Below are 21,402 nucleotides of genomic sequence, written 5' to 3' on the forward strand. Positions count from 1 at the left end.
ACAGGGGCGGATCGATGAAATCCCGGCGATCGGTGAATGGGCCAGCAGCCGGCGACGCATTCTGTTTGCCCAGGCTTTACCGAGGGGTCAGGTCCGCACCGCGCTGCGGCTGGTCCGCTCGCCGGCCCTGGTGCGCAGGGGACGGGAGGGCGGAGGTCGCCTGGTCCGGCCGCTGCGGGCGCCGGACGTAGACTGACCCGTTGTGCCCACTGCTGAAGATCCGTCACCGACCGGCGACCCGGCGCCCGACTCGGCGGAGCCCGGTTCGGCCCGCCCCGGTGCCGGTGAGCTGTCCGGTCTGCAGCGGGCCGCCGTCGCCGAGTTGCTGCGCATCTTTCCGGTGGCCGACGAGTTGGGCCGGCGCTTCGCCAAGGCCGGATTCGAGCTCCACCTGGTCGGCGGATCGGTGCGGGACGCGCTCCTGGGTCGCCTGGGCAACGATCTCGACTTCACCACCGACGCCCGACCCGAGCAGGTCCTGGCCCTGGTGAAACCGTGGGCCGAGTCCATCTGGGACACCGGCATCGCGTTCGGCACGGTGGGTGTCGCCAAGAAGGGCCTCCAGCTGGAGATCACCACGTTCCGGTCCGATCTGTACGACGGCGAGTCCCGCAACCCGGTCGTCACCTACGGCGACACCCTGGAAGGCGACCTGCTGCGCCGGGACTTCGCGGTGAACGCGATGGCCGTGTCCGTTCCCGATCACCGGTTCACCGACCCGTTCGGCGGTCTGTCCCAGCTCGCCGCCCGGGTGCTGGACACACCCGGCACGCCCGAGCAGTCCTTCCGCGACGATCCCCTCCGGATGATGCGGGCGGCCCGGTTCGCCGCGCAGCTCGCCTTCACCCCGGCCCCGCGGGTGGTCAGCGCGATGACCGACATGGCCGCCGAGATCCAACGGATCACCGTCGAGCGGATCGCCGCCGAGCTGTCCAAGTTGCTGCTGGCCGACCATCCGCGGCTGGGGCTGACCCTGCTGACCAATACCGGCCTGGCCGCTTTCGTGCTGCCCGAGCTGCCCGCGCTGAAGCTGGAACGCGATGAGCACCACCAGCACAAGGACGTCTACGAGCACTCGCTGACGGTGCTCGAGCAGGCCATCGCGCTCGAGGAACACGGGCCGGATCTGACCTTGCGGCTGGCCGCGCTGTTGCACGACATCGGCAAGCCGGCCACCCGCCGCTTCGAGGACGGCGGCGGGGTCAGCTTCCACCACCACGAGGTGGTCGGGAAGAAGCTGGTACGCAAGCGACTGCGAGAGCTGAAGTTCCCGAAGCAGCTCACCGAGGACGTCGCCAACCTGACGTTCCTGCACCTGCGGTTCCATGGGTACGGGGACGGTCGGTGGACCGACTCCGCGGTTCGCCGGTACGTCACCGACGCCGGCCCGCTACTGCCCCAGCTGAACAAACTCGTCCGGGCCGACTGCACGACCCGCAACCGCCGGCGCCAGCTGGCCCTGCAGCATTCCTACGACGATCTCGAGGCCCGGATGGTGGCCCTGGCGGCGGCCGAGAACCTGGCTCGGGTACGCCCCGATCTGGACGGCAACGCGATCATGGAACTGCTGGGCGTCGGTCCCGGTCCGGTGGTCGGCCGGGCGTGGGCGTTCCTGAAGGAACTGCGGCTGGAGAACGGCCCGATGGGCCGCGAGGCGGCCGAAGCCGCCCTGCTGACGTGGGCTCGTGCCGAAGGTCTGGTGGAGTAGCGCACGCGCGCAGTTGGCGCAGGCCGATACGCAGGACGTCAGCGGACGGAGCGGCCGACGTGGGCTTTCTGGCGCGACTTCTGTTCGTACATCGCGTCATCCGCGCGGGAGAGCAGCGAGGACGACGCTTCCCCGGGGCGACTCACGGTGACGCCCACGCTGATCGAGATGACCAGTAGGTCGTCATTCCAGGCGATGGGCTTGTCCCCGCAACGGGCGCCGACCGTCGTGAGCAGGTTCGCCAGGGCCTCCACGGAGTGCGAATGGCGCACCGGCAACGCCATGACGAATTCGTCGCCGGAGAGCCGGCCGACCGCGCAGCCGGGCGGGGCGTGCTCCTCCAGACGGCGGGCCACGTTGGTGAGCACGTGGTCGCCGGCGGCGTGTCCGTAGGTGTCGTTGATCGACTTGAAATCGTCGATGTCGAGGAACGCCAGGATGACGGCGCTCTCGCTCTTCAACCACCGGCCGACCTGGTCGAGCATCGTGCCGCGGCGCCGGAGCCCGGTCAGCTCGTCGTGTTCGGCGCGGTGACGCCACCGGTGCGCGTCCGACAGCACCGGATTGATCAGGTCGATGCAGGCCACGAAGCAGGTGAATCCGGCGATGGTGGCCAGGCCGACGTGCATCCAGCAGGTCAGTTCCTGACCGTCACCGGAGATCAACCGGCGCAGCGAGTTGGACGGCCGCGGAGCGGCCCCGTCGGTCGCGATCACCGCTCTGGCGGTGTCCATCGCATGCTGCAGGTCCGATTCCGGGATGAAGTCGCGGACGGCTCGACCCTGGATCTGGGTCGGGTTCAGGCTCAGCAGCTCCGCACAATCGGCGTTGGCGTCGATCAGCCGGTAGGAGAGGGTGTGCGCCACAGCCGCCATGGGGATGGCCGCGAGGGTGGCGCGGATGGCGGCGAGCTGGGCCGGCGTCGGCTCGTCCAGGTCCGGAACGGCGGTCGCCCTCGGCCCGGTCCAGGTCAGACCGCCGCGCTGCGGGGGAATGCCGGGAGCGGGGATCACGTCATCGAACCTAACGCGACGAGCTGACTCTTCACCTCCCTCCATCAGGTGAAAGGCGCGTCACACGGAGTGACGCACCGATGGGCGGGCTGCGCAACGGAGTGGGCCGGCTGCTGGACGGGCCAATATCTCACGGAGTGTGGCCGATTTCGGGCGTAGAAATTCCGGTATCTCACAGTGACCGACCCGCACTGATCGAGTGAAAGACGACTCAAGTCGGCTCTCCGCGGCGCACGTGTCCCCACCTGCGGCGAAGACCTGTCACTGTAGACACACGATCGGCTCGCCGACGAGGGTGAATGTGGACCAGACGTACGACGACGAGGCGGGCCGAGGTGAGATCTGTGGGGCGTCGGTGGTGGACGTTGGTACTGGCGGCCGGTCTGCTGCTGGTCGCTGTCTTCTTCGTGTTGCCGGGGGGCGCCCCGCAGGACTGGATGTACTCGGTCATCGGCGCCGCATCCACGATCGTGGTGCTGATCGGCATACGGGTGCATCGGCCGACGAGCCGTCGCGGCTGGCTGCTGATCGCGGCGGCGAACGGGTGTTTCGTCGCCGGTGATCTGGTGCTGAACTTCTACGACCTGACTGGCCGGCCACTGCCGTTCCCGTCGTCGGCGGACATCTTCTATCTGGGTGGCTACCCGTTGCTGTTCGCGGGAGTCTTCCTGATCGGACGGGTCAGCAGCACCTCCTGGTCGCGCAACAGCTGGATCGACGCCGCCATCGTCTGCGTCGGGACCATGGGTCTGACCTGGCAGTTCCTGATGGGTCCGTCGTACTGGGATGGCCGTGCCGGTCTCGGTTCGGGTGGATCCCACGTGCTCGGCAAACTGGTGACGATGCTCTACCCGATCATGGATGTCGGGGTGCTGACGCTGGTGGCCGGGTCGGTCATGATCGGCGCCGCCCGCACCAGTGACCGGATTCTGGTCGCCGCGGTCACCTTCATGCTGATGGCGGATTTCGGGTACGACGTGCAGCTGCTGCACGGGGGTTCCTCGACGCCCGGCCCGGTGGACGCGGGCTTCCTGCTGAACTACGTCCTGCTGGCGACCGCCGCAGCCCACCCGAGTGTCGGGCAGCCGCAGCGGACGCCACGCCGGGAGGGCCACCGTTGGCGATGGCTGCCGTTGGTGGTCGGCGCCATCTTCCTGTCGCCCGGCCTCACACTGGCCGGTGACACCTTCGGTCTTCCGCTGGACGTGCCCGTGCTGGCGACGACGTCGCTGGTCGTCCTCGTGTTGATCGCGCTGCGGGTGTCCTGGCTGTTCGGGCAGGTGCAGCGGCAGAACGAGCTGCTCCGCGAGCGGGAGAAGTCGTTGCGCGGGGCGCTGGCCGCCGGACGGATGCTGGAGGACGACCTCCGTCATCGGGTGTTGCACGACAGTCTCACCGGACTGGCCAACCGTGGCCTGCTGGAGGACCGCGTCGAGCAGGCCTTGTCCGGTTCGACGGCGTGTCGCCCGGTCGCGGTCTGCGTGTGCGACCTGGACAACTTCAAGGCGGTGAACGACAGCCTCGGGCACGCGGCCGGCGACCAGCTGATGATCGTCCTGGCCAAGCGGCTGTCCGGGATGATGCGCGGAATGGCCACCGTCGGCCGCCTCGACGGGGACGAGTTCGCGGTGTTGCTGGAGGACGACGAGGCGGCGGATTCCGCCACCGTGATGTCCGAGCGCATCCTCGCGTTGGTGCGGCAGCCGATCCGGCTCGGCGATCAAGAGGTCCGCGTGACCGTCAGCGTGGGCGTCGCAGTGGCGGCCGAGGGCACCACCGCGGCGCAGTTGCTCAGCGAGGCCGATGCCGCCATGTACGAGGCGAAGGCCGCCGGCAAGGATCGCGTGGCCGTGTTCCAAGCGTTCATGCGGTCGCGTCTGGTGGAGAAGATGCGGCTGATCAACTGCTTCCCGGAATCGATGCGTCGGGGCGAGTTCTTCCTCGAGTACCAGCCGCAGGTGGCGCTGGCGTCCGGTCAGCTGGAAGGGTTCGAGGCCCTGGTCCGCTGGCGGCACCCGACCCTGGGGCTGATCGGGCCGGACCGGTTCATCCCGCTGGCGGAGGAGACCCGACTGATCGTCCCGCTCGGTCGGTGGGTCCTGCGCACGGCGTGCTTCCAGGCGGCGCGGTGGCCCGCCGGCGACAGCCAACTGTCCGTCTCGGTGAACATCTCCGGGTGGCAGCTGCAGGACGAGGGCTTCGTCGACTCCGTGACCGAAATCATCGCCGCGAGTGGGCTGAGGCCGGATCGGCTGGTCATCGAGATCACCGAGTCGGTGCTGCTGACCAACCCGACCCTCACGGCCACCGTGCTGGGCGAGCTGAAGGCCTTGGGCATCCGGGTCGCCATCGACGACTTCGGAACGGGGTATTCGTCCCTCAGCCAGCTGCGGCAGTTGCCGGTCGACGTCATCAAGATCGACAAGTCGTTCATCGATCCACTGGTCGATCCGTCCAGCGAGGGCGCCGCGATCGTGGCCATGATCCTGCGGCTCGGCGTCGACCTCAAACTGGCCACCACGGCCGAGGGCATCGAGCACCAGTCGCAATGGGATGTCCTGGTGGGCCTGGGGTGCAGCACCGCACAGGGCTACCTGATCTCGGTCCCGCTCGGCGCGGCGGCCACCGAGCGGTTCATCGCGGCACGTCTGCGCGTGCGTCCGGAACTGGCCGCCGGGGTGCGAGCCGGACGCTGATCGACCCCGCCGTTCACGCTCGCTGGGAAAGCGGTCGGGACGTGGCGTGGGGGACGACCACCACCTGGACATCGTCCTCGTAGATCCGCCGCCCCGGATCGGTCGACCGCTGGGTCCGCCACGCCACCCCGTGGCGATCCAACAGCTCGAGGTAGCCGGTCACTCGGGCCAGCAGATGATCGGCGGTGGACTTGAACCAGCAACCGGCCAGAGGATGAACCGCCTTGTCGAAGATGGTGCGATCCACCGTCGCCGGGTCCTAGTTCTTGTCGGGCCGGGCGACGGCGGTCCCGGCGCCCCGGCGGCGGTACCGGGTCATCGTCCACCCGTAGGCGAGGGCGGTCAGGACGAACACGATGCCGACCAGGATGACCGCGACCTTGCTCATGCCGTCGAACGGAACCAGCCCGACGCCCACGATGAACCCACCCACGTAGAGGATGTTGTTCGCGGTGTCGTACAGCGCGAAGACCCGTCCGATGTGCGCGTCGTCCACATCGGCCTGCACCACGGTGTCGGCGCAGATCTTCGACGACTGGTAGGCAAAGGCGATCATCAGAGTGGCGATCAGGGTGGACAGCTGGGTGAACTGCAGACCGGTGTACACCACGACGACCGCGGTGAAACAGAGCAGGGACGAGACGTACCGGGTGCGACCCAGCCAGGCCACCATCGGCGCCGTCAGCATCGCGCCGAGGAACAGGCCGAACCCGGCCGCACCGAGGACCTCGCCGATGCCCGCCGCACCCGCCTTGAGCAGGCCGTGATGCTCGGTGAAGCGGTGCCGGAACAACAACAGCACCACCAAGGTGGCGATGCCGAAGCAGAACCGGACCAGGGTCACCATGGCGATGCTGACCCCGACCGTCGGCCGGTGGATGATCTGCCGGAAGCCGGCGGCGAAGCCTTCCAGCACGGCCAGCAGCGGCTGGGGCGGCTCATCGGTCTCGTCAGGGCCGAGGGCCTCCCGGGCGAACCGGATGGCGACCAGGGCCGCCCCCAGATAGAACAGGACGACGCTGGCCGTGACCGCCGCCGCCGCCCCGTTGCCGTGGCCCAACAGCGCCTTGAGGACGATGGCGTATCCACCGCCGACGACGCCGGCCACCGATCCGGCGGTGGTCGTCAGGGAGTTGGCGCCGACCAGCGAGTCGCTCGCGATGACGTGCGGCAGTGACGCGGACAGCCCGGACCCGACGAACCGACCGGCACCGGTGACGAGCAGGGCCATCCCGAACAAGACGGACGTGGGAATGCCGATGGCCAGGAGCGCGGCCAGTATGCAGATGACCAACACGCGGAACAGGTTGGCCCAGAAGATGACCTGCCGGCGGCTCCAGCGGTCCAACAGGGCCCCGGCGAACGGTCCGATGATCGAGTACGGCAACAACAGCACGGTGAACGCGGCCGCGATCTCGCCCGGCGTTGACTTCGACGACGGATCGAACAGGACCAGGCTGGCCAACGCGCCCTGGAAGGCGCCGTCGCCGTAGGCGGTCAGTACGCGCACCGCCATCAGGCGCCGCAGTCCGCGCACACGCAGCAACGGTCCCAGGCCGTGCACCGAGGGCCGAGCGGCCTCGACCGGCGGGGCGGCCGGCCGGCCGGAAGTGGTCCCCGGGGTTGTCGACCCGCGGGAGGCGGGCGATCGGTAGGGGCGGGTCACCCCCCGAACGGTACGCAAGACATCTGAGGACGGCTGCCTCAACTTCACCGTTCGGCCGCCGATCCCGGCCCGCGTGTCGTGCCACCGCGCCGGACACGGTTCGCCAACGGTTCTGTCCCATCTTTGGTGAGGACGCCCGCAGCACGGGATGATGGACGGTGATGAGCAACGCGGAACGGCCGGACGATCCTGGGTCCGGCGAAGAATCCAGGTGGCGGCCACGTTCTGGCCGGTCGCGGGTGCATCGTCCGGCGGCCGGCATGCTGCTGGTCGCCTCTTCCGCGCTGCACGATCCGCACTTCCGCCGCACGGTGGTGTACCTGGTGGCCCACGGCGAGGAAGGGTCGGCGGGTCTCGTCCTCAATCGCCGCACCGAGACCGCCGTGCACTCCGTGCTGCCGGACTGGTCAACCCATGTCGCGCGGCCCCAGGCGGTGTATGCCGGTGGCCCGGTCCAACCCTCGGGTGCCATGTGCCTCGGGGTGAGCCGCGGCGGCTACTACCCGGGTGACGGCGCCGGTCTGGTGCGAGTGGCCGGGCGGGTGGTGCTGGTCGACCTGGACAGCGAGCCTGCGATCGCTGCGGCCACCCTGTCCGGCGTGCGGATCTTCGCCGGGCATGCCGGTTGGGGGGAAGGACAACTGGCCGGCGAGATCGCCGAGGGCGCCTGGTACGTGGTGCCCGGGCGGGACGAGGACGTGCTCTCCGGCCCGATGGTCGACCTCTACTTCCGCGCCCTCAAGCGGCAGGGCTTCCCCCTTGCCTGGCAGGCCTACCGGCCGTCGGAGTTGGAGCGCAACTGAGCGGGCCGCCCTCGGCCGCCGCGGACCCGGCCGCATCGAACCCGTCGACCGGAATGATATTTGCGCCGTAGCTGCCCTGAACTGCAAATGTCATTCCGGTCGACGCGCGGCCGAGGTCGCGCGCACGGCTCAAGCCGTGAGCACCACCGGCCCGTCGAGAGTGACCGCGACGGTGTGTTCGAAGTGGGCGGCCCGGCTGCCGTCGGCGGTGCGGACGCCCCAGCCGTCCGGGCAGTGGCGGTAGTCGTCCCGCCCACCGGCCTGCAGCATCGGTTCGATCGCGATGACCAGCCCGGGCTTGAGTTTCAACCCGCGGCGCGCCTTGCCCTCGTTCGCGACGTGCGGATCCTGATGCATCGACGTCCCGATTCCGTGGCCGCCGTGGTCGGCCAGCAGCCCGAAGCCGCCGCCGCGGATGACGGCACCCACCGCAGCCGCGATGTCGCCCAGCCGGTTGCCCGGACGGGCGGCGGCGATCCCGGCGGCGAGTGCCTGCTCGGTGGTGTCCATCAGCCGCTGATCGGCGGCGCCCGCGGTGCCGACGGCGAACGTGATCGCCGCGTCGGCGCACCAGCCGTCGACCAGCAGGGCCAGATCGGCCGAGACCAGGTCTCCCTTGCGGAGCTTCGACCGGTCGGGGATGGCGTGCACGATGACGTCGTTCACGCTCAGGCACAGCACCCGCGGGTACGGCGACGGGGCCCATCCTGGGTGATAGCCGATGTAGGCGGACACCCCGCCACCGTCCCGAATCACCTGGTGCGCGAGGTCGTCGAGATCGGTCAGCCGCACTCCGGGGGCGGCCGCGGCCCGCACCGCGTTCAGGGTGCGGCGGACCAGCGCCCCGGCCGTTCCGATCTTCTCGATCTGGGCGGGGGTCTTGTACTCGATCATGAGGTGCCGGCTCCTTCGGTGCCCGGGCGGCGCCCGGTCCGTCCCAGCTAACCATCGGTGGCGGCGTCCCCTCTCCGCCCACGGGGGGATCCACCGGCCGCCGCGCGCAACTACGGTTGGCGGGTGCGCAGTTCCGTCTACCGCTGGTTCGAACGGCACGTCTGGGCCGGCGACGCCATCTTCGGCGGTCTGGTCTTCGTCGTCCTGGTGGTCAACGCGGCCGCTTACCGGTCCGTCGACGACGCCGCGTTGTTGCTGCTGAGCGTCACCGCGGCGCCGTTGTTCCTGCGGCGCAGCCTCCCGCACCTTGCCCTGCTGGTCTCGGTCGTGCTGCTCCTGGCCAACCTGGCCGTGATCGAACGGCCGACCTTCGCGGTGGTCCTGGCGCCGATCGCCGTGCACGCCGCGGTCGTGCACGGCGGTTCCCGGGTCTGGGGCCGGGCGGCGCTGACGGCCGGTCTCCTCGGGTCCGTGCTGGCGCCGGTGCGCTGGGGTTACGCCACCTCCGGTGACGCGTTCATCTTCCTGATGGCGGTCGGTCTGTGCGCCGTCAGCGTGTTCGCGGCGTTCGTCATCGGTGAGCGGCAACGGGAGCGCGCCGAGAACCAGGCGCAACAATTACGGACGATGGCCGAGCGGGCGGCGATGCTGGCGTCCGAGAAGGACCAGCGGGCCCGCATGGCGGCCGCGACCGAACGGACCCGCATCGCTCGCGAGTTACACGACATCGTGGCCCACTCGTTGTCGGTGGTGATCGTCCAGGCCGACGGGGCCGCGGCGGCGGTGGTCGCCCGTCCGGAGGTGGCGGCCGATGTGCTGCGCACCATCTCCGAGACGAGCCGTGAGGCGCTGGCCGAGATGCGGCGACTGGTCGGGGTGCTGCGGACGTCGGACTCTGACGGGTACGCCCCGGTCCAGGGCTTGTCCGATGTCCCGGCGCTCGTCGAGCAGGTCCGTCAGGCCGGGGTACCGATCGACTTGCGTTACTCGGGACCGCCCGCTCGGCTGTCGCCCGGCCTCGAGCTCACCGTGTATCGGCTGATCCAGGAGGCTCTGACCAACGTGATCAAGCACGCCGGGCCGTCCGCGTCGGCGGTGGTGGAGATCGGGTTCGGCCGGGGCCAGTTGCTGGTCGGCGTCACCGACGACGGGAGGGGCGCGGCCGCGACGCGGGCCGAAGGTTCGCCGGAGCGGCCGCTGATGCCTTTGGTGGGTGGGGGCCGTTGGTCGGGTGGGGGACTGTCGGACGGTGGGGCGGAGAGTACGGCCGCGACGCGGGCCGAAGGTTCGCCGGAGCGGCCGCTGATGCCTTTGGTGGGTGGGGGCCGTTGGTCGGGTGGGGGACTGTCGGACGGTGGGGCGGAGAGTACGGCCGCGACTCGGGCCGAAGGTTCGCCGGAGCGGCCGCTGATGCCTTTGGTGGGTGGGGGCCGTTGGTCGGGTGGGGGACTGTCGGACGGTGGGGCGGACAGTACGGCCGCGACGCGGGCCGAAGGTTCGCCGGAGCGCAACGGCGACGGCCACGGCTTGCTCGGCATGCGGGAGCGAGTGGCGCTGCAGGGTGGTGCGCTCGCTGTCGGCCCGCAGGTCGGGGGCGGCTTCGCGGTCCGGGCCCGGTTCCCGCTGCCCTTCGAGGCCGTCGCTGGTCATTGGCCCGCCCGGTGATCCGCGTCTTCCTGGTCGACGACCAGGCCCTGGTCCGGTCGGGATTCGCCATGTTGCTGTCTGCCCAGGCCGACATCACCGTGGTCGGGGAGGCGGCCGACGGGGCCGCCGCACTTCGCGCACTGGCCGGCGTGGAGGCCGACGTGGTGTTGATGGACATCCGGATGCCGGTGATGGACGGCGTCGCGGCGACGCGCGAGTTGTTGGCTCGTCCCGGAGCGCCTCGCGTGCTCGTGCTGACCACCTTCGACCTCGATGAGTACGTTTTCGCCGCGCTCAATGCCGGTGCGTCCGGTTTCCTGCTGAAGGATGCCCGCCCGGACGAACTGCTGGGCGCCCTGCGGGCCGTCGCCGACGGTGACGCGGTCATCGCGCCGTCGGCCACCCGCCGCCTGCTCGAGCACGTGGCTCCGACCCTGTCGTCCGGTTCGCGGGAACCGGATCCGGCGCTCCGGCTGCTGACGGTGCGTGAGCGGGAAGTCCTGGTGCAGGTGGCGCGCGGTCTGACCAACGCGGAGATCGCGGTCGCTCTGTACATGGCCGAATCGACGGTCAAGACCCACATCGGCAGCCTGCTGGCGAAACTGGGCCGACGGGACCGCGTGGCCCTTGTCCTGCTCGCGTTCCGGGCCGGGCTGGTGGCTCAGACCTAGCGGTCCTCTCCTCCCACGGGACTAGGCGGCCGGGCCCGGGGGACGGGCGCGCACGGCCGGATCACCACCCGCGCGCCGATGTCCACGGCGGCTCGCCTTCCTAACGTGATGAACGCCCACGACGTTCACAGGAAGGCACCACCCATGACTACACCGGCCACAACGCCCACCGGGCGAGCAGAGCATGCGGCCAGAGCCGTTGGTCTGAGCAAGGCCTACGGCTCCGGCGACAACCGGGTCCGGGCAGTGGACAACGTCACCGTCGACTTCCCGCGCGGCACGTTCACGGCGGTGATGGGGCCGTCCGGATCGGGCAAGTCGACCCTGATGCACTGCCTGGCCGGCCTCGACTCGGCCACTTCCGGGCAGTCGTTCATCGGCGACGTCGACATCACCACGCTGAACGACAACCAACTCACCCGGCTGCGGCGCGACCGTATCGGCTTCGTCTTCCAGTCGTTCAACCTGCTCCCGACCCTCAACGCCCGGCAGAACATCCTGCTGCCTCTCGATCTCGCCGGCCGCGGCCTCGACCAGCAGCGGTTCGACGCACTGATCCGCTCCCTCGGTCTCACGGACCGGCTCGGTCACCGCCCCAGCGAACTGTCCGGCGGCCAGCAGCAGCGGGTCGCCATCGCCCGGGCCCTGATCACACTGCCGGACGTGGTCTTCGCCGACGAACCGACCGGCGCCCTCGATTCCCGTAACGGCGCCGCCCTGCTGGCCTATCTCCGGTTGTGCGTGCGCGAAGGCGGACAGACGGTCGTCATGGTCACGCACGATCCGCTCGCCGCGTCCTACGCCGACCGGGTCCTGCTGCTGGCCGACGGCGCTCTGGCCGGTGAACTGTTGGACCCGACGCCCGACACCGTGCTCGCTGCACTGCGAACCCTCACGGCGTCGCCCGACTCCGGGCTTGCCGGGTTCGCATCCCCCGTCGCTCCGCTCGCCGGGTTCACGTCTCCCGTCGCTCCGCTCGCCGGGTTTGCGTCCCCCGTCACTCCGCTCGCCCAGGACGTCTGATGTTGCGCTCCGCTCTGGCCGAGCTCCGCACCCACCCAGGGCGGTTCGCCGCCGTCGTGCTGGCCGTCGTCCTGGGTGTCGGGTTCGCGGCCGCCACCCAGGTGTTCACCGCCGGCTTCAACGCCTCCCTGATCCGAGCGGCGGCGGCCGACGTCAGCCGGATCGACGTGCAGGTCCAGTCCACCGACGGACAGGCGCTCGATGCGGACCGGCTGGCCCGGATCCCGGGCGTGCTGCGGGCCGAACCGGCGATCCGGACCTACGTCGACTTCGCCGGGTCCAGCAGCCGCGGTTACCTGCGGTTGACCAACATCCCGGCCGACCCCGCTCAGCGCTGGTACGGGTTGGACGCCGGGCGCTGGCCCACCGGTACATCCGAGCTGGCCATCGACCACGGAACCGCCACCCGCAATCATTGGCAGCTCGGGAGCACCATCACCCTGGGCGCCGGTCGGGTGACCGTCGTCGGGGTCCTGGACACGAAGGTCTCGCCGATGGCCGACAGCAACGACGGCGGGTACGCACCGCTCGCCCTGCTGACCGCGTTGCCCGGCGTCACGATCGAGACGGTGAACCTGGTGACCAGCGCCGATCCGGCCACGGTGGCGGCGAAGGTCGAGGCGGAGGTCTCCGGCGTCACCGCGCAGACGTCGGCCGAGATCGCCCAGCAGGCGGTGGAGCACCTGGCCGGCGGGACCACCGTGCTGACGATCATCCTGCTGGCCTTCGTGGTGCTGGCCGGCCTGGTCGCCGCGATGGTGGTGGCCAACACGTTCACCATCCTGATCACCGGACGCCAACGGCAGATCGCGCTGCTGCGGTGTGTCGGGGCCACCGGTGCCCAGGTTCGACGGTCGGCGCTGACCGAGGTCGTGCTGGTGGCCGTCATCGGATCGGTGCTCGGCGTCGGCGTCGGTATCGGGATCGGCCGGTTGGCCGGCGCGATCGCCGGTATCAGTTCGGCCGACCAGCGGACGCCACTCGCGGGCCTGACCCTGACCGCGCTGATCGGGGTGCTGGTCACCGTCGTCGCCGCCCTGGCTCCGACGGCTCGGGCGGCCCGGATCGCTCCGATGGCGGCGCTGCGACCGGTGGATACGGTCGAACACTCCCGTCGGGTCGGACGGGTTCGACTCTCCGTCGGGCTGCTGTTCCTGCTCGGTGGGGGAGCCGTGCTCGGTGCCGGTGCGTTCGGTCATCAGCTGCTGGTGGCCATCCCCGGCGGCGCGCTGACCGCGATCGGGGTGCTGGTGCTGATCCGGGTGACGCTGCCGGCGGTGCTGCGGTTGGTCGGCGGCGTCGGTGGCCTGTTCGGGCCGACGGGGCGACTGGCCGTCGCCAACATCCGGCGAAATCCGTCCCGGGCCGCCGCCACCTGCACCGCTCTGGTCGTCGGGGTCGGAGCCGTCGTCACGCTGCTCGTCGCCACCGCCTCGGCCCAGGCCGGAGCCGACCGGGCGGTTGGTCTCCGCAATCCGCTCGACCTGCAGATCACCGCGCAGGACGGGAAGGTCGTACCGGCCGGCTTGCTGACCACCATCGCGGCGATCGACGGCGTCCGGGCGGCCGTGGCGGTCGACAGCGGGACGGTGACCCTGAACGGATCGGGCTACCGGCTGTTCGGCCCGTCGGCGGCTCAGCTGAGCGCCGTCCGCAACGGTGGCCAACTCGAAGCCGGACAGATCGCCCTGCCCGGTGACCTCATTCAGCAACTGCACCTGGAGGCCGGCGCGTTGATCACCCTGAAAGCCGGAACCCGCTCGGTGACCTTGGCCGTCTCCCGGTGGCCGATCACCGATGACGGATCCTTGGTGGTGCTGCGTTCGGACCTGCTTGCGCTCGATCCGAGCCCGCAGCCGACCGCGATCTGGGCCAAGTTCACCGCCGGCGCGGCGCCGAACGCCGTCATCGCCGCCGTCAACCCGGTGGTGGCTCCGCTCGCCGGGCTCGACATCTCCGGGGCCGGGGTGCAGCGGGCGGCCACGGCCGAAGTGCTGGACGCGGTGATCAAGGTGGCCCTGGCCCTGTTGGCCGTGGCCGTAGTCATCGCGGTCGTCGGAATCGGCAACACCCTTGGCCTGTCGGTGGTGGAACGGACCCGGGAATCGGCTCTGCTCCGGGCCCTGGGCCTACGCCGCCGGCAGCTGCGGTCGATGCTCGCGGTGGAGGCCGGTCTGCTGGCGCTGCTGGCCGCGGCCGTCGGCATCGTCTTCGGGACGCTGTTCGGCTTCGCCGCCGTCGGGGCCGCCTTCGGCGAGGCCGGGGCGACCGCGGTGCTGTCCGTGCCGTGGCTGGAGTTGGTCGCGGTGACCGGCGGTGCATTGCTGGCCGGGGTGCTGGCCTCGATCCTGCCCGGCCGCCGGGCGGCGAGAGCTACGCCGATCCAAGCGCTCGTCGACGTGTGAGCGTGACCGGCCCGCTCAGACCGCGGTGCCCGGCGCCGCGGTCCGGGTGAGGCCGGCACAGCCGCCGGAACCGCAGGCACAACCGCTGCAGGCGGCGCTGGGTCGCGGCCGGCGGGCCGGAACCGGGAGCGTGCGGGCCGCCTGCTCGCCGAGGACACCGCCGGCGACCATCAGCACCAGAACACCGAGCAGGCCCAGGACGCCGATCACGACGCTGCCGGCCGTCGGCAGGTGGAGCACGGTGACCAGCACGGCCAGCACCAGCGCGATCGCGGCGGCTCCGCCCACCACCGGAGCGGCGACGCGGTTCGCCACGGCGAACGCGTCGTCGCTGCTGGAGGCGGCCTTGGAGCGGATGCCCAACCGGCCGTCCCGGCGGAGGGTGCCGGCCCAGCCCCGACGGGCGGTGACGTAACCCAGCCCAGCCAGGACGAGCAGCAGCAGGACGACCGGGAGGGTGAAGGCGACGGGTGCGTTGGACACCCGACGATCGTAATTGAACGCCGGGCCGGCGCCGGTGGGTCGTCCCGGCTGTGACCGTCGCGACGTGCGGAGTAACATCAGTCCTCATGGCGGTGACGTTGCTCCTTTCCGGGCCGCGCTGACCGATCGAGTACCGGGACCAACCCGGGAACGACGGCGGGCAGCGCGGCGATCCCTCTGTGTCCGAGAGCTCTCTCGGGTTCACGAGGGTTTTTTTGTGCCCGGACACAGCCGGCCGCGGACGACGAGCAGCGGATGAGACCTCAGGAGAGATGAACGCGATGACCACCGAGCAGACCGAGATGCCGGCGCCGGCGACCGACGGCGCCCCGCCCTTCCGTTACAACGCGGCCCTGGCCGCCGAGATCGAGACCCGCTGGCAGGATCGCTGGGAGGCCGAGGGCACGTTCAACGCCCCGAATCCGAGCGGGCCGCTGGCGCCGGCCGATCCGCAGGACATCCCCCGCGACAAGCTGTACGTCCTGGACATGTTCCCGTACCCGTCCGGCGCCGGCCTGCACGTCGGGCACCCGCTGGGCTACATCGGCACCGACGTCCTGGGCCGGTTCGAACGGATGCGCGGCCGCAACGTGCTGCACACCATCGGCTATGACGCGTTCGGTCTGCCGGCCGAGCAGTACGCCGTCCGCACCGGCACCCACCCGCGCGCGACCACCGAGACCAACGTCGCCCGCTACCGGGCGCAGCTGCGGCGGCTGGGCTTCGGCCACGACCAGCGGCGCAGCGTCGCCACCACCGATGTCGAGTTCTACCGGTGGACGCAGTGGATCTTCCTGCAGCTGTTCAACGCCTACTACGACGTCGACCAGGGTCGCGCCCGTCCGATCGACGACCTGGTCGGCGAGTTCAGTTCGGGCGCCCGCCCGACGCCGGGCGGCACGCCGTGGGGCGAGCTGGGCTCCACCGAGCAGCAGACGATCCTGGCTCAGCATCGGCTGGCCTACATCTCCGAGGCGCCGGTCAACTGGTGCCCGGGTCTGGGCACGGTGCTGTCGAACGAGGAGATCACCCCCGACGGCAAGAGCGAGATCGGCAACTTCCCGGTGTTCCGCCGCAACCTGCGGCAGTGGATGATGCGCATCACCGCCTACGCCGACCGGCTGATCGAGGACCTGGACCGGCTGGACTGGCCCGAGTCGGTGAAAGCCATGCAGCGCAACTGGATCGGCCGCAGCGTCGGTGCCCGGGTAAGCTTCCCGGTGGCCGGTACCGACCGCACGATCGAGGTCTACACCACCCGCCCCGACACCCTGTTCGGGGCCACCTACACCGTGCTGGCCCCCGAGCACCCGCTGGTCGACGCCATTGCCGCCGCCGCGTGGCCAGAGGGCGTCAACCCGAGGTGGACCGGCGGCGCGCCGACCCCGGCCGAGGCCGTCTCCGCCTACCGGGAGCAGGCGTCCCGCAAGTCGGATCTGGACCGGCAGGAGACCAAGGAGAAGACCGGTGTGTTCACCGGCGCCTACGCGGTGAACCCGGTCAACGGCGCGCGGCTGCCGATCTTCGTGGCCGACTACGTGCTGATGGGCTACGGCACCGGCGCCATCATGGCCGTGCCTGGTCAGGACACCCGGGACCACGAGTTCGCCACGGAATTCGACCTGCCGATCGTCCGTACCGTGCAGCCTCCGGAAGGCTTCCCGGAGGATCAGCCGTTCCTGGAGTCGGGGCCGGCCATCAACAGCGCCAACGACGAGATCTCCCTGGACGGCCTGCCGGTGCCCGAGGCGAAGGCCGCCATGATCGACTACCTGGCCGACAAGGGCGTCGGATCGCCGCAGGTGCAGTACCGCCTGCGGGACTGGCTGTTCAGCCGGCAGCGGTACTGGGGAGAACCCTTCCCGATCGTCTACGACGAGGACGATCTGCCGATCGCCCTGCCTGACGAGATGCTGCCGCTGGAGCTGCCCGAGGTGGCGAACTACGCGCCGCAGTCGTTCGACCCGGAGGACGCCAACTCCACCCCGGTGCCGCCACTGGGCCGGGCCACCGAGTGGGCCACCGTCGAGCTGGATCTGGGTCACGGCCGCAAGACCTACCGACGTGAACTGAACGTCATGCCGCAGTGGGCCGGTTCCTGCTGGTACGAGTTGCGGTACCTGGACCCGACCAACTCCAAGGCCTTCATCGATCCCGAGGTCGAGAAGTACTGGATGGGCAAGGACCCGTCGCGCCCGAACGACACCGGCGGGGTCGACCTGTACGTCGGCGGAGTGGAGCACGCGGTGCTGCACCTGCTGTACTCCCGGTTCTGGCACAAGGTGCTGTTCGACCTGGGTCATGTCACCAGCGAGGAGCCCTTCCGCAAGCTGTTCAACCAGGGCTACATCCAGGCCTACGCGTACACCGACGCGCGCGGCACCTACGTTCCGGCCGAGGACGTCGTGGTCTCCCCGGACGGGACGTCCTTCACCTACCAGGGCGCCCCGGTCAACCGCGAGTACGGGAAGATGGGCAAGCGCCTGCTGAACGTCGTCACCCCGGACGAGATGTGCGACCGGTACGGGGCCGACACCTTCCGGATGTACGAGATGGGCATGGGCCCGCTGGACATCTCCCGGCCGTGGCAGACCCGCGACGTCGTCGGCTCGCAGCGGTATCTGCAGCGGACCTGGCGGGCGATCGTCTCGGAGGAATCCGGGGAGGCGATCGTCACCGACGACGCGCCCGACGAGGAGACCCTGAAGCTGCTGCACCGCACCATCGACGGGGTCACCACCGACTTCGCGAACATGTCGTACAACACGGCCATCGCGAAACTGATCGGCCTGACCAACCACCTGACGAAGTCGGGGCAGCCGACCCCGCGGATGGTGGCCGAGGCCCTGGTCCAGATGACGGCGCCGCTGGCCCCGCACATCAGCGAGGAGCTGTGGAGCCGGTTGGGCCATGCGCAGTCGCTGGCTCATGGGCCGTTCCCGATCGCCGACCCGGCGCTGCTGGTGGCCGACGCGATCGAGTACCCGATCCAGGTCAAGGGCAAGGTCCGCTCGCGGATCTCGGTCCCGGCCGACTTCGGCGTGGAGGCGGTGCAGGCCGCGGCGCTCGCCGACGAGAAGATCGTCGAGTTGCTGGCCGGCGCCGCGCCGCGCAAGGTGGTCGTCGTCCCGGGCAAGATGGTCTCGATCGTCCCGTAGTCCCCCCGTTCGGCATGGATCAACTTCGCAGGCATGGATGAAAATGACGACTCCCGTCACTCCCGTCCCAAACGGGCGAAGTTGATCCACGCCGGCGAAGTTGATCCATGCCGACCACGGGCAGGCCACGCCCGGACCACGTAGTGGAGTCCCCATGCGAATCGCAGTCAGCCAGTTCAGCCCGGGTGACGACCCGGGCGCCAACGCCGCGGTGCTGGTCGCGCAGGTCGCCCGAGCGGCGGCCGACGGCGCGTCCCTGTTGTTGGCTCCGGAGGGTTCGATCGTCTCGTTCCTGACCGACCCGCAGGCGCCGCGACGCGTGGCCCAGCCGCTCGACGGCTCGTTCGTCACGGCCCTGGCGCGGGCATCGAAGGAGCACCGGATCACGGTCGCCGCCGGGACGTTCGTGCCCGATCCGGGGTCCGACCGCGTGCACAACACCCTGGTCGTCCTGCAGGACGGCGTGGTGGCCGCCGCCTACCGCAAGATCCACCTGTACGACGCGTTCTCCTTCGTCGAGTCGGACACGGTCGCCCCGGGCGCCGACGCTCCGCCCGTGGTCGAGGTCGACGGCGTCCGGGTCGGGTTCGCCACCTGTTACGACCTGCGGTTCCCGGAGCTGTTCCGGGTGCTGTCGGCCGGCGGCGCGCAGGTCATCGCGTTGGCGTCGGCCTGGGTGAAGGGGCCGCTGAAGGAGGAGCACTGGTTGACGCTGCTTCGGGCCCGGGCCATCGAGAACACCTGTTACGTGGTGGCCGCCGACCAGGCCGGGAAGGCCGGGATCGGACGATCGGTGGCCTTCGACCCGTTCGGTCTGCAGCTGCTGGACCTGGGCAGCGCCGACATCGCCACCGGATCGGTGACGGTCGACCTCGAGCGGCTGGCCGAGGTCCGGAAGATCCTGCCCAGTGCGTTGCATCGCCGATTCCGGATCGACCCGATCCCGTCATGACCCTCCCGGCTCCGCCGTCGGACCCAGAATCGGACCCAAAATCGGACCCCACCCCCGGCACTGCGGGGTCCACCCAGACCGCAGGCGCCGCGCCCACGAACCCGGTGGTGCGCTACCGGATCGTCCGGCTGCAGGTGCAGACCGAGCCCCTCAAGGTCGGACAGGCACCGCTCCGCCGCTACGACCCGTCGCCGATCGAGTCGGTACCCCGGATCGAGGTCGCCCCGGCCGGCGTGATCGGCCTGCGCCGGGGCCGTCCCGGCTCGCCGGTGGACCACTTCGGCTCGATCATCGACGTGCATCACGTCGATCACGAGCGGACCCGTGACCGGAAGGGCATCGGGGGCGTGACGATCATGGGGACCGGTGACTACGACGCCCTGCGAGCGCGCTACGGCGACCACCTGACGGAGGGGATCGCCGGAGAGACGATCCTGGTGGATGCCCCGGACGGTTTGGCTCGGCTCGAGATGCCGCCGGCGGCCACGGTGATCACCGCCGACGGGCCGATCGTGCTGACCAACGTCCGCGTGGCCGACCCGTGTGTGGAGTTCGCCCGCTTCTGCCTGCGGCAGGGCCCGTCGCCGGTGGTCGACGACGCGGTCCGTCAGGCCCTGGCCGATCTCGGCGGCGGAGCCAGGGGCTACCGGGCCGTCGCCGACCGGACCGGGGTGATCGCCGTCGGGGATGACCTGCTGACCGGCTCGGCTGATTGAGCGACAGGTCGGCCGATGGGTTGCCGGTCGCCGGTGCAGGGGTCGCCCGGACGGCCAGGTACCGATCGGTCGGCGAAGGGGCGAGAATGAAGGCGCCGGCCCGTCAGGAACGCCCTTGAGAGGAGCGACACTGGGATGACCGACCCCGTGCGCATGCTCAGTCGCCTGGGCCGGGTGTTGGCGTCGACCCCGGCTGACCGCTCGCTGCCGGAACGTCTGGCCCTGGCCGGATGCGACATCCTCGCCGTCGACGGAGTGTCGATCACCATCGACGCCGCCGGTCCCAACCGGACGACCCTGGCCGCGACCGACCCGGTAGCCCGCACGCTGGAGGAACTGCAGGACGTGCTGGGTCAAGGGCCGTGCTGGGACGCGGCCGCCCACGCATCCGTTCAGCAGACCGGGCTGACGCCGGAGGACGATCGGCGCTGGCCCGAGTTCTGCCCAGCGGCGCGGGCCGCGGTCGGACCGCGGACCGTGGTCGGCCTGCCCATGCGCCCGTCGAGCCAGGTCATGGGAGTGCTGAGTGTGCACCTGGCCCGGTCCGCGGAACTCCCGAGCGGCGTCGAGCTCGCCCAGTTCTTCGCCGACACGGTCGGCGCGGCGCTGCTGACCGATCCGGCGATGCACGAATCCGACGACAACGCGGGGCCCTGGTCGTCGCGGGCCACCGTTCACCAGGCCACCGGCATGGTCATCGTCCAGCTCGGCATCCCGGCGGCCGACGCCCTCGCCGTCCTCCGAGCCCATGCCTACGCCCTGAACACCTCACTCGACGATGTCGCAGCGCGTGTCGTCAGCCGGCAACTCGATTTCGGAAAGGACACAACGTGATCAGCGACGACAGCACGGTTGATCTCTCCTTCAGGACGGTGGAGGCGATCGCGCGGACGACCGCGGCTCTGGTTCGGTCCTACGACGTCATCGGGGTGATCGGCCAGATGCTCGCGGCGGAGAGCCGGGCCCTGGACGCCGACGCGGCCGGAGTCACCATGCGGCGACCCGGGTCGCGGGTCCTCGAGCTGCTGGCGGCCACGTCGCACCGGGCCGAGGAATTGGAGCTCTATCAGGCCCAGCAGCTGCAGGGGCCCTGTTACGACGCCGTCGAGTTCGGCGTTCGGGTCACGTGCACCGACCTCGCTGAGATCCGGGCCCGGTGGCCGCAGGCCGCGCCGGCCTTCGAGCGGGCCGGCATCGGTTGTGTCCATGCCACCCCGCTGCGGTGGCACGGGCATGTCATCGGCGCGCTCAACCTGTTCTGGGTCAGCGAGCCGCCGGCGTCGATCCGGCTGGATTCCGCGGCGTCGGCCTTCGCCGACCTGGCGACCCTGGCCATCGTGCACTCCGGCTCGATCACTGGGGAGGAGGTCGTCGACCGCACCCGGTCGGCCCTGGATTCCCGGACCGTGATCGAACAGGCCAAAGGTGTGCTGGCCGCGAGCCAGGGGATGACGATGGAGACGGCGTACCTGGCCCTGGTCGACATGGCCGAGGACGAAGGGATGCCGCTGAGCGCCGTGGCCACGAGCATCGTCGAGAACGCGGTCAAACAGTGATGCCGGGCCCG

17 protein-coding genes are annotated in these 21,402 nt (G+C 70.4%); 12 read left to right on the top strand and 5 right to left on the bottom strand.

Translation table 11 applies throughout. The features are described 5' to 3' along the window. The first annotated feature begins 202 nt into the window (after positions 1–202). Positions 203–1,708, top strand: coding sequence for a CCA tRNA nucleotidyltransferase (locus tag BLS97_RS09055; protein ID WP_231988438.1), 1,506 nt, complete (start codon positions 203–205; stop codon positions 1,706–1,708). Positions 1,709–1,746: 38 nt separating this feature from the next. Here BLS97_RS09055 and BLS97_RS09060 read toward each other — a convergent pair whose 3' ends face one another. Further along, positions 1,747–2,721, bottom strand: a complete 975-nt coding sequence (locus BLS97_RS09060) for a sensor domain-containing diguanylate cyclase (protein WP_157695317.1) — start codon at positions 2,719–2,721, stop codon at positions 1,747–1,749. A gap of 344 nt (positions 2,722–3,065) precedes the next feature. Between BLS97_RS09060 and BLS97_RS09065 the strand changes: the two genes are divergently transcribed. After that, entirely contained in the window at positions 3,066–5,417 is a 2,352-nt protein-coding gene (locus tag BLS97_RS09065; protein ID WP_172832248.1) for a putative bifunctional diguanylate cyclase/phosphodiesterase, read from the top strand. A 13-nt stretch (positions 5,418–5,430) separates the two neighbouring features. Here the strand turns inward: BLS97_RS09065 and BLS97_RS09070 are convergent, their stop codons facing one another. Both BLS97_RS09070 and BLS97_RS09075 read right to left on the bottom strand, forming a co-directional pair. Next, on the bottom strand, positions 5,431–5,664 hold the full coding sequence (locus BLS97_RS09070; protein WP_090475692.1) for a hypothetical protein: 234 nt from the start codon (positions 5,662–5,664) through the stop codon (positions 5,431–5,433). A gap of 12 nt (positions 5,665–5,676) precedes the next feature. Further along, positions 5,677–7,083 (bottom strand): MFS transporter, encoded by a 1,407-nt coding sequence (locus BLS97_RS09075; protein WP_090475693.1) that lies wholly within the window; start codon positions 7,081–7,083, stop codon positions 5,677–5,679. Between the two features lie 239 nt (positions 7,084–7,322). Between BLS97_RS09075 and BLS97_RS09080 the strand changes: the two genes are divergently transcribed. Continuing rightward, positions 7,323–7,886, top strand: coding sequence for a YqgE/AlgH family protein (locus tag BLS97_RS09080; RefSeq protein ID WP_231988440.1), 564 nt, complete (start codon positions 7,323–7,325; stop codon positions 7,884–7,886). 129 nt (positions 7,887–8,015) lie between these two features. Here BLS97_RS09080 and map read toward each other — a convergent pair whose 3' ends face one another. Then, a complete protein-coding gene (gene map / locus BLS97_RS09085) occupies positions 8,016–8,780 on the bottom strand; it encodes a type I methionyl aminopeptidase (protein ID WP_090475695.1) in 765 nt (254 codons plus the stop codon). 123 nt (positions 8,781–8,903) lie between these two features. On the opposite strand from map, the gene BLS97_RS09090 reads away from it, so the two are divergent. The 4 genes from BLS97_RS09090 to BLS97_RS09105 all read left to right on the top strand — a co-directional run bounded on the left by BLS97_RS09090 (position 8,904) and on the right by BLS97_RS09105 (position 14,526). Then, a complete protein-coding gene (locus tag BLS97_RS09090) occupies positions 8,904–10,445 on the top strand; it encodes a sensor histidine kinase (RefSeq protein WP_090475696.1) in 1,542 nt (513 codons plus the stop codon). Then, positions 10,442–11,098 (top strand): response regulator, encoded by a 657-nt coding sequence (locus BLS97_RS09095; RefSeq protein ID WP_231988442.1) that lies wholly within the window; start codon positions 10,442–10,444, stop codon positions 11,096–11,098. Before BLS97_RS09090 ends, BLS97_RS09095 begins: the two co-directional genes overlap by 4 nt. 144 nt (positions 11,099–11,242) lie before the next feature. After that, positions 11,243–12,121, top strand: a complete 879-nt coding sequence (locus BLS97_RS09100; protein ID WP_172832249.1) for an ABC transporter ATP-binding protein — start codon at positions 11,243–11,245, stop codon at positions 12,119–12,121. After that, complete coding sequence (locus BLS97_RS09105) at positions 12,121–14,526, top strand: ABC transporter permease (RefSeq protein ID WP_090475699.1); 2,406 nt, start codon at positions 12,121–12,123, stop codon at positions 14,524–14,526. The genes BLS97_RS09100 and BLS97_RS09105 overlap by 1 nt, the downstream gene beginning before the upstream one ends. Positions 14,527–14,541: 15 nt before the next feature. On the opposite strand, the gene BLS97_RS09110 is transcribed toward BLS97_RS09105, so the two are convergent. Continuing rightward, on the bottom strand, positions 14,542–15,009 hold the full coding sequence (locus tag BLS97_RS09110) for an SdpI family protein (RefSeq protein WP_090475700.1): 468 nt from the start codon (positions 15,007–15,009) through the stop codon (positions 14,542–14,544). A 281-nt stretch (positions 15,010–15,290) separates the two neighbouring features. On the opposite strand from BLS97_RS09110, the gene leuS reads away from it, so the two are divergent. The 5 genes from leuS to BLS97_RS09135 all read left to right on the top strand — a co-directional run bounded on the left by leuS (position 15,291) and on the right by BLS97_RS09135 (position 21,391). Then, complete coding sequence (leuS, locus tag BLS97_RS09115; protein ID WP_090481757.1) at positions 15,291–18,167, top strand: leucine--tRNA ligase; 2,877 nt, start codon at positions 15,291–15,293, stop codon at positions 18,165–18,167. Between the two features lie 154 nt (positions 18,168–18,321). Continuing rightward, positions 18,322–19,119: a carbon-nitrogen hydrolase family protein gene (locus BLS97_RS09120; RefSeq protein ID WP_090475701.1), complete on the top strand. Its 798-nt coding sequence runs from the start codon at positions 18,322–18,324 to the stop codon at positions 19,117–19,119. Further along, complete coding sequence (locus BLS97_RS09125) at positions 19,116–19,835, top strand: hypothetical protein (RefSeq protein WP_090475702.1); 720 nt, start codon at positions 19,116–19,118, stop codon at positions 19,833–19,835. The genes BLS97_RS09120 and BLS97_RS09125 overlap by 4 nt, the downstream gene beginning before the upstream one ends. A 135-nt stretch (positions 19,836–19,970) precedes the next feature. Further along, positions 19,971–20,669 (top strand): GAF and ANTAR domain-containing protein, encoded by a 699-nt coding sequence (locus tag BLS97_RS09130; RefSeq protein ID WP_090475703.1) that lies wholly within the window; start codon positions 19,971–19,973, stop codon positions 20,667–20,669. After that, a complete protein-coding gene (locus tag BLS97_RS09135; protein WP_090475704.1) occupies positions 20,666–21,391 on the top strand; it encodes a GAF and ANTAR domain-containing protein in 726 nt (241 codons plus the stop codon). The genes BLS97_RS09130 and BLS97_RS09135 overlap by 4 nt, the downstream gene beginning before the upstream one ends. The last annotated feature ends 11 nt before the right edge of the window (positions 21,392–21,402 follow it).

The organism is Nakamurella panacisegetis (assembly GCF_900104535.1).
Classification (GTDB): Bacteria; Actinomycetota; Actinomycetes; order Mycobacteriales; family Nakamurellaceae; genus Nakamurella; species Nakamurella panacisegetis.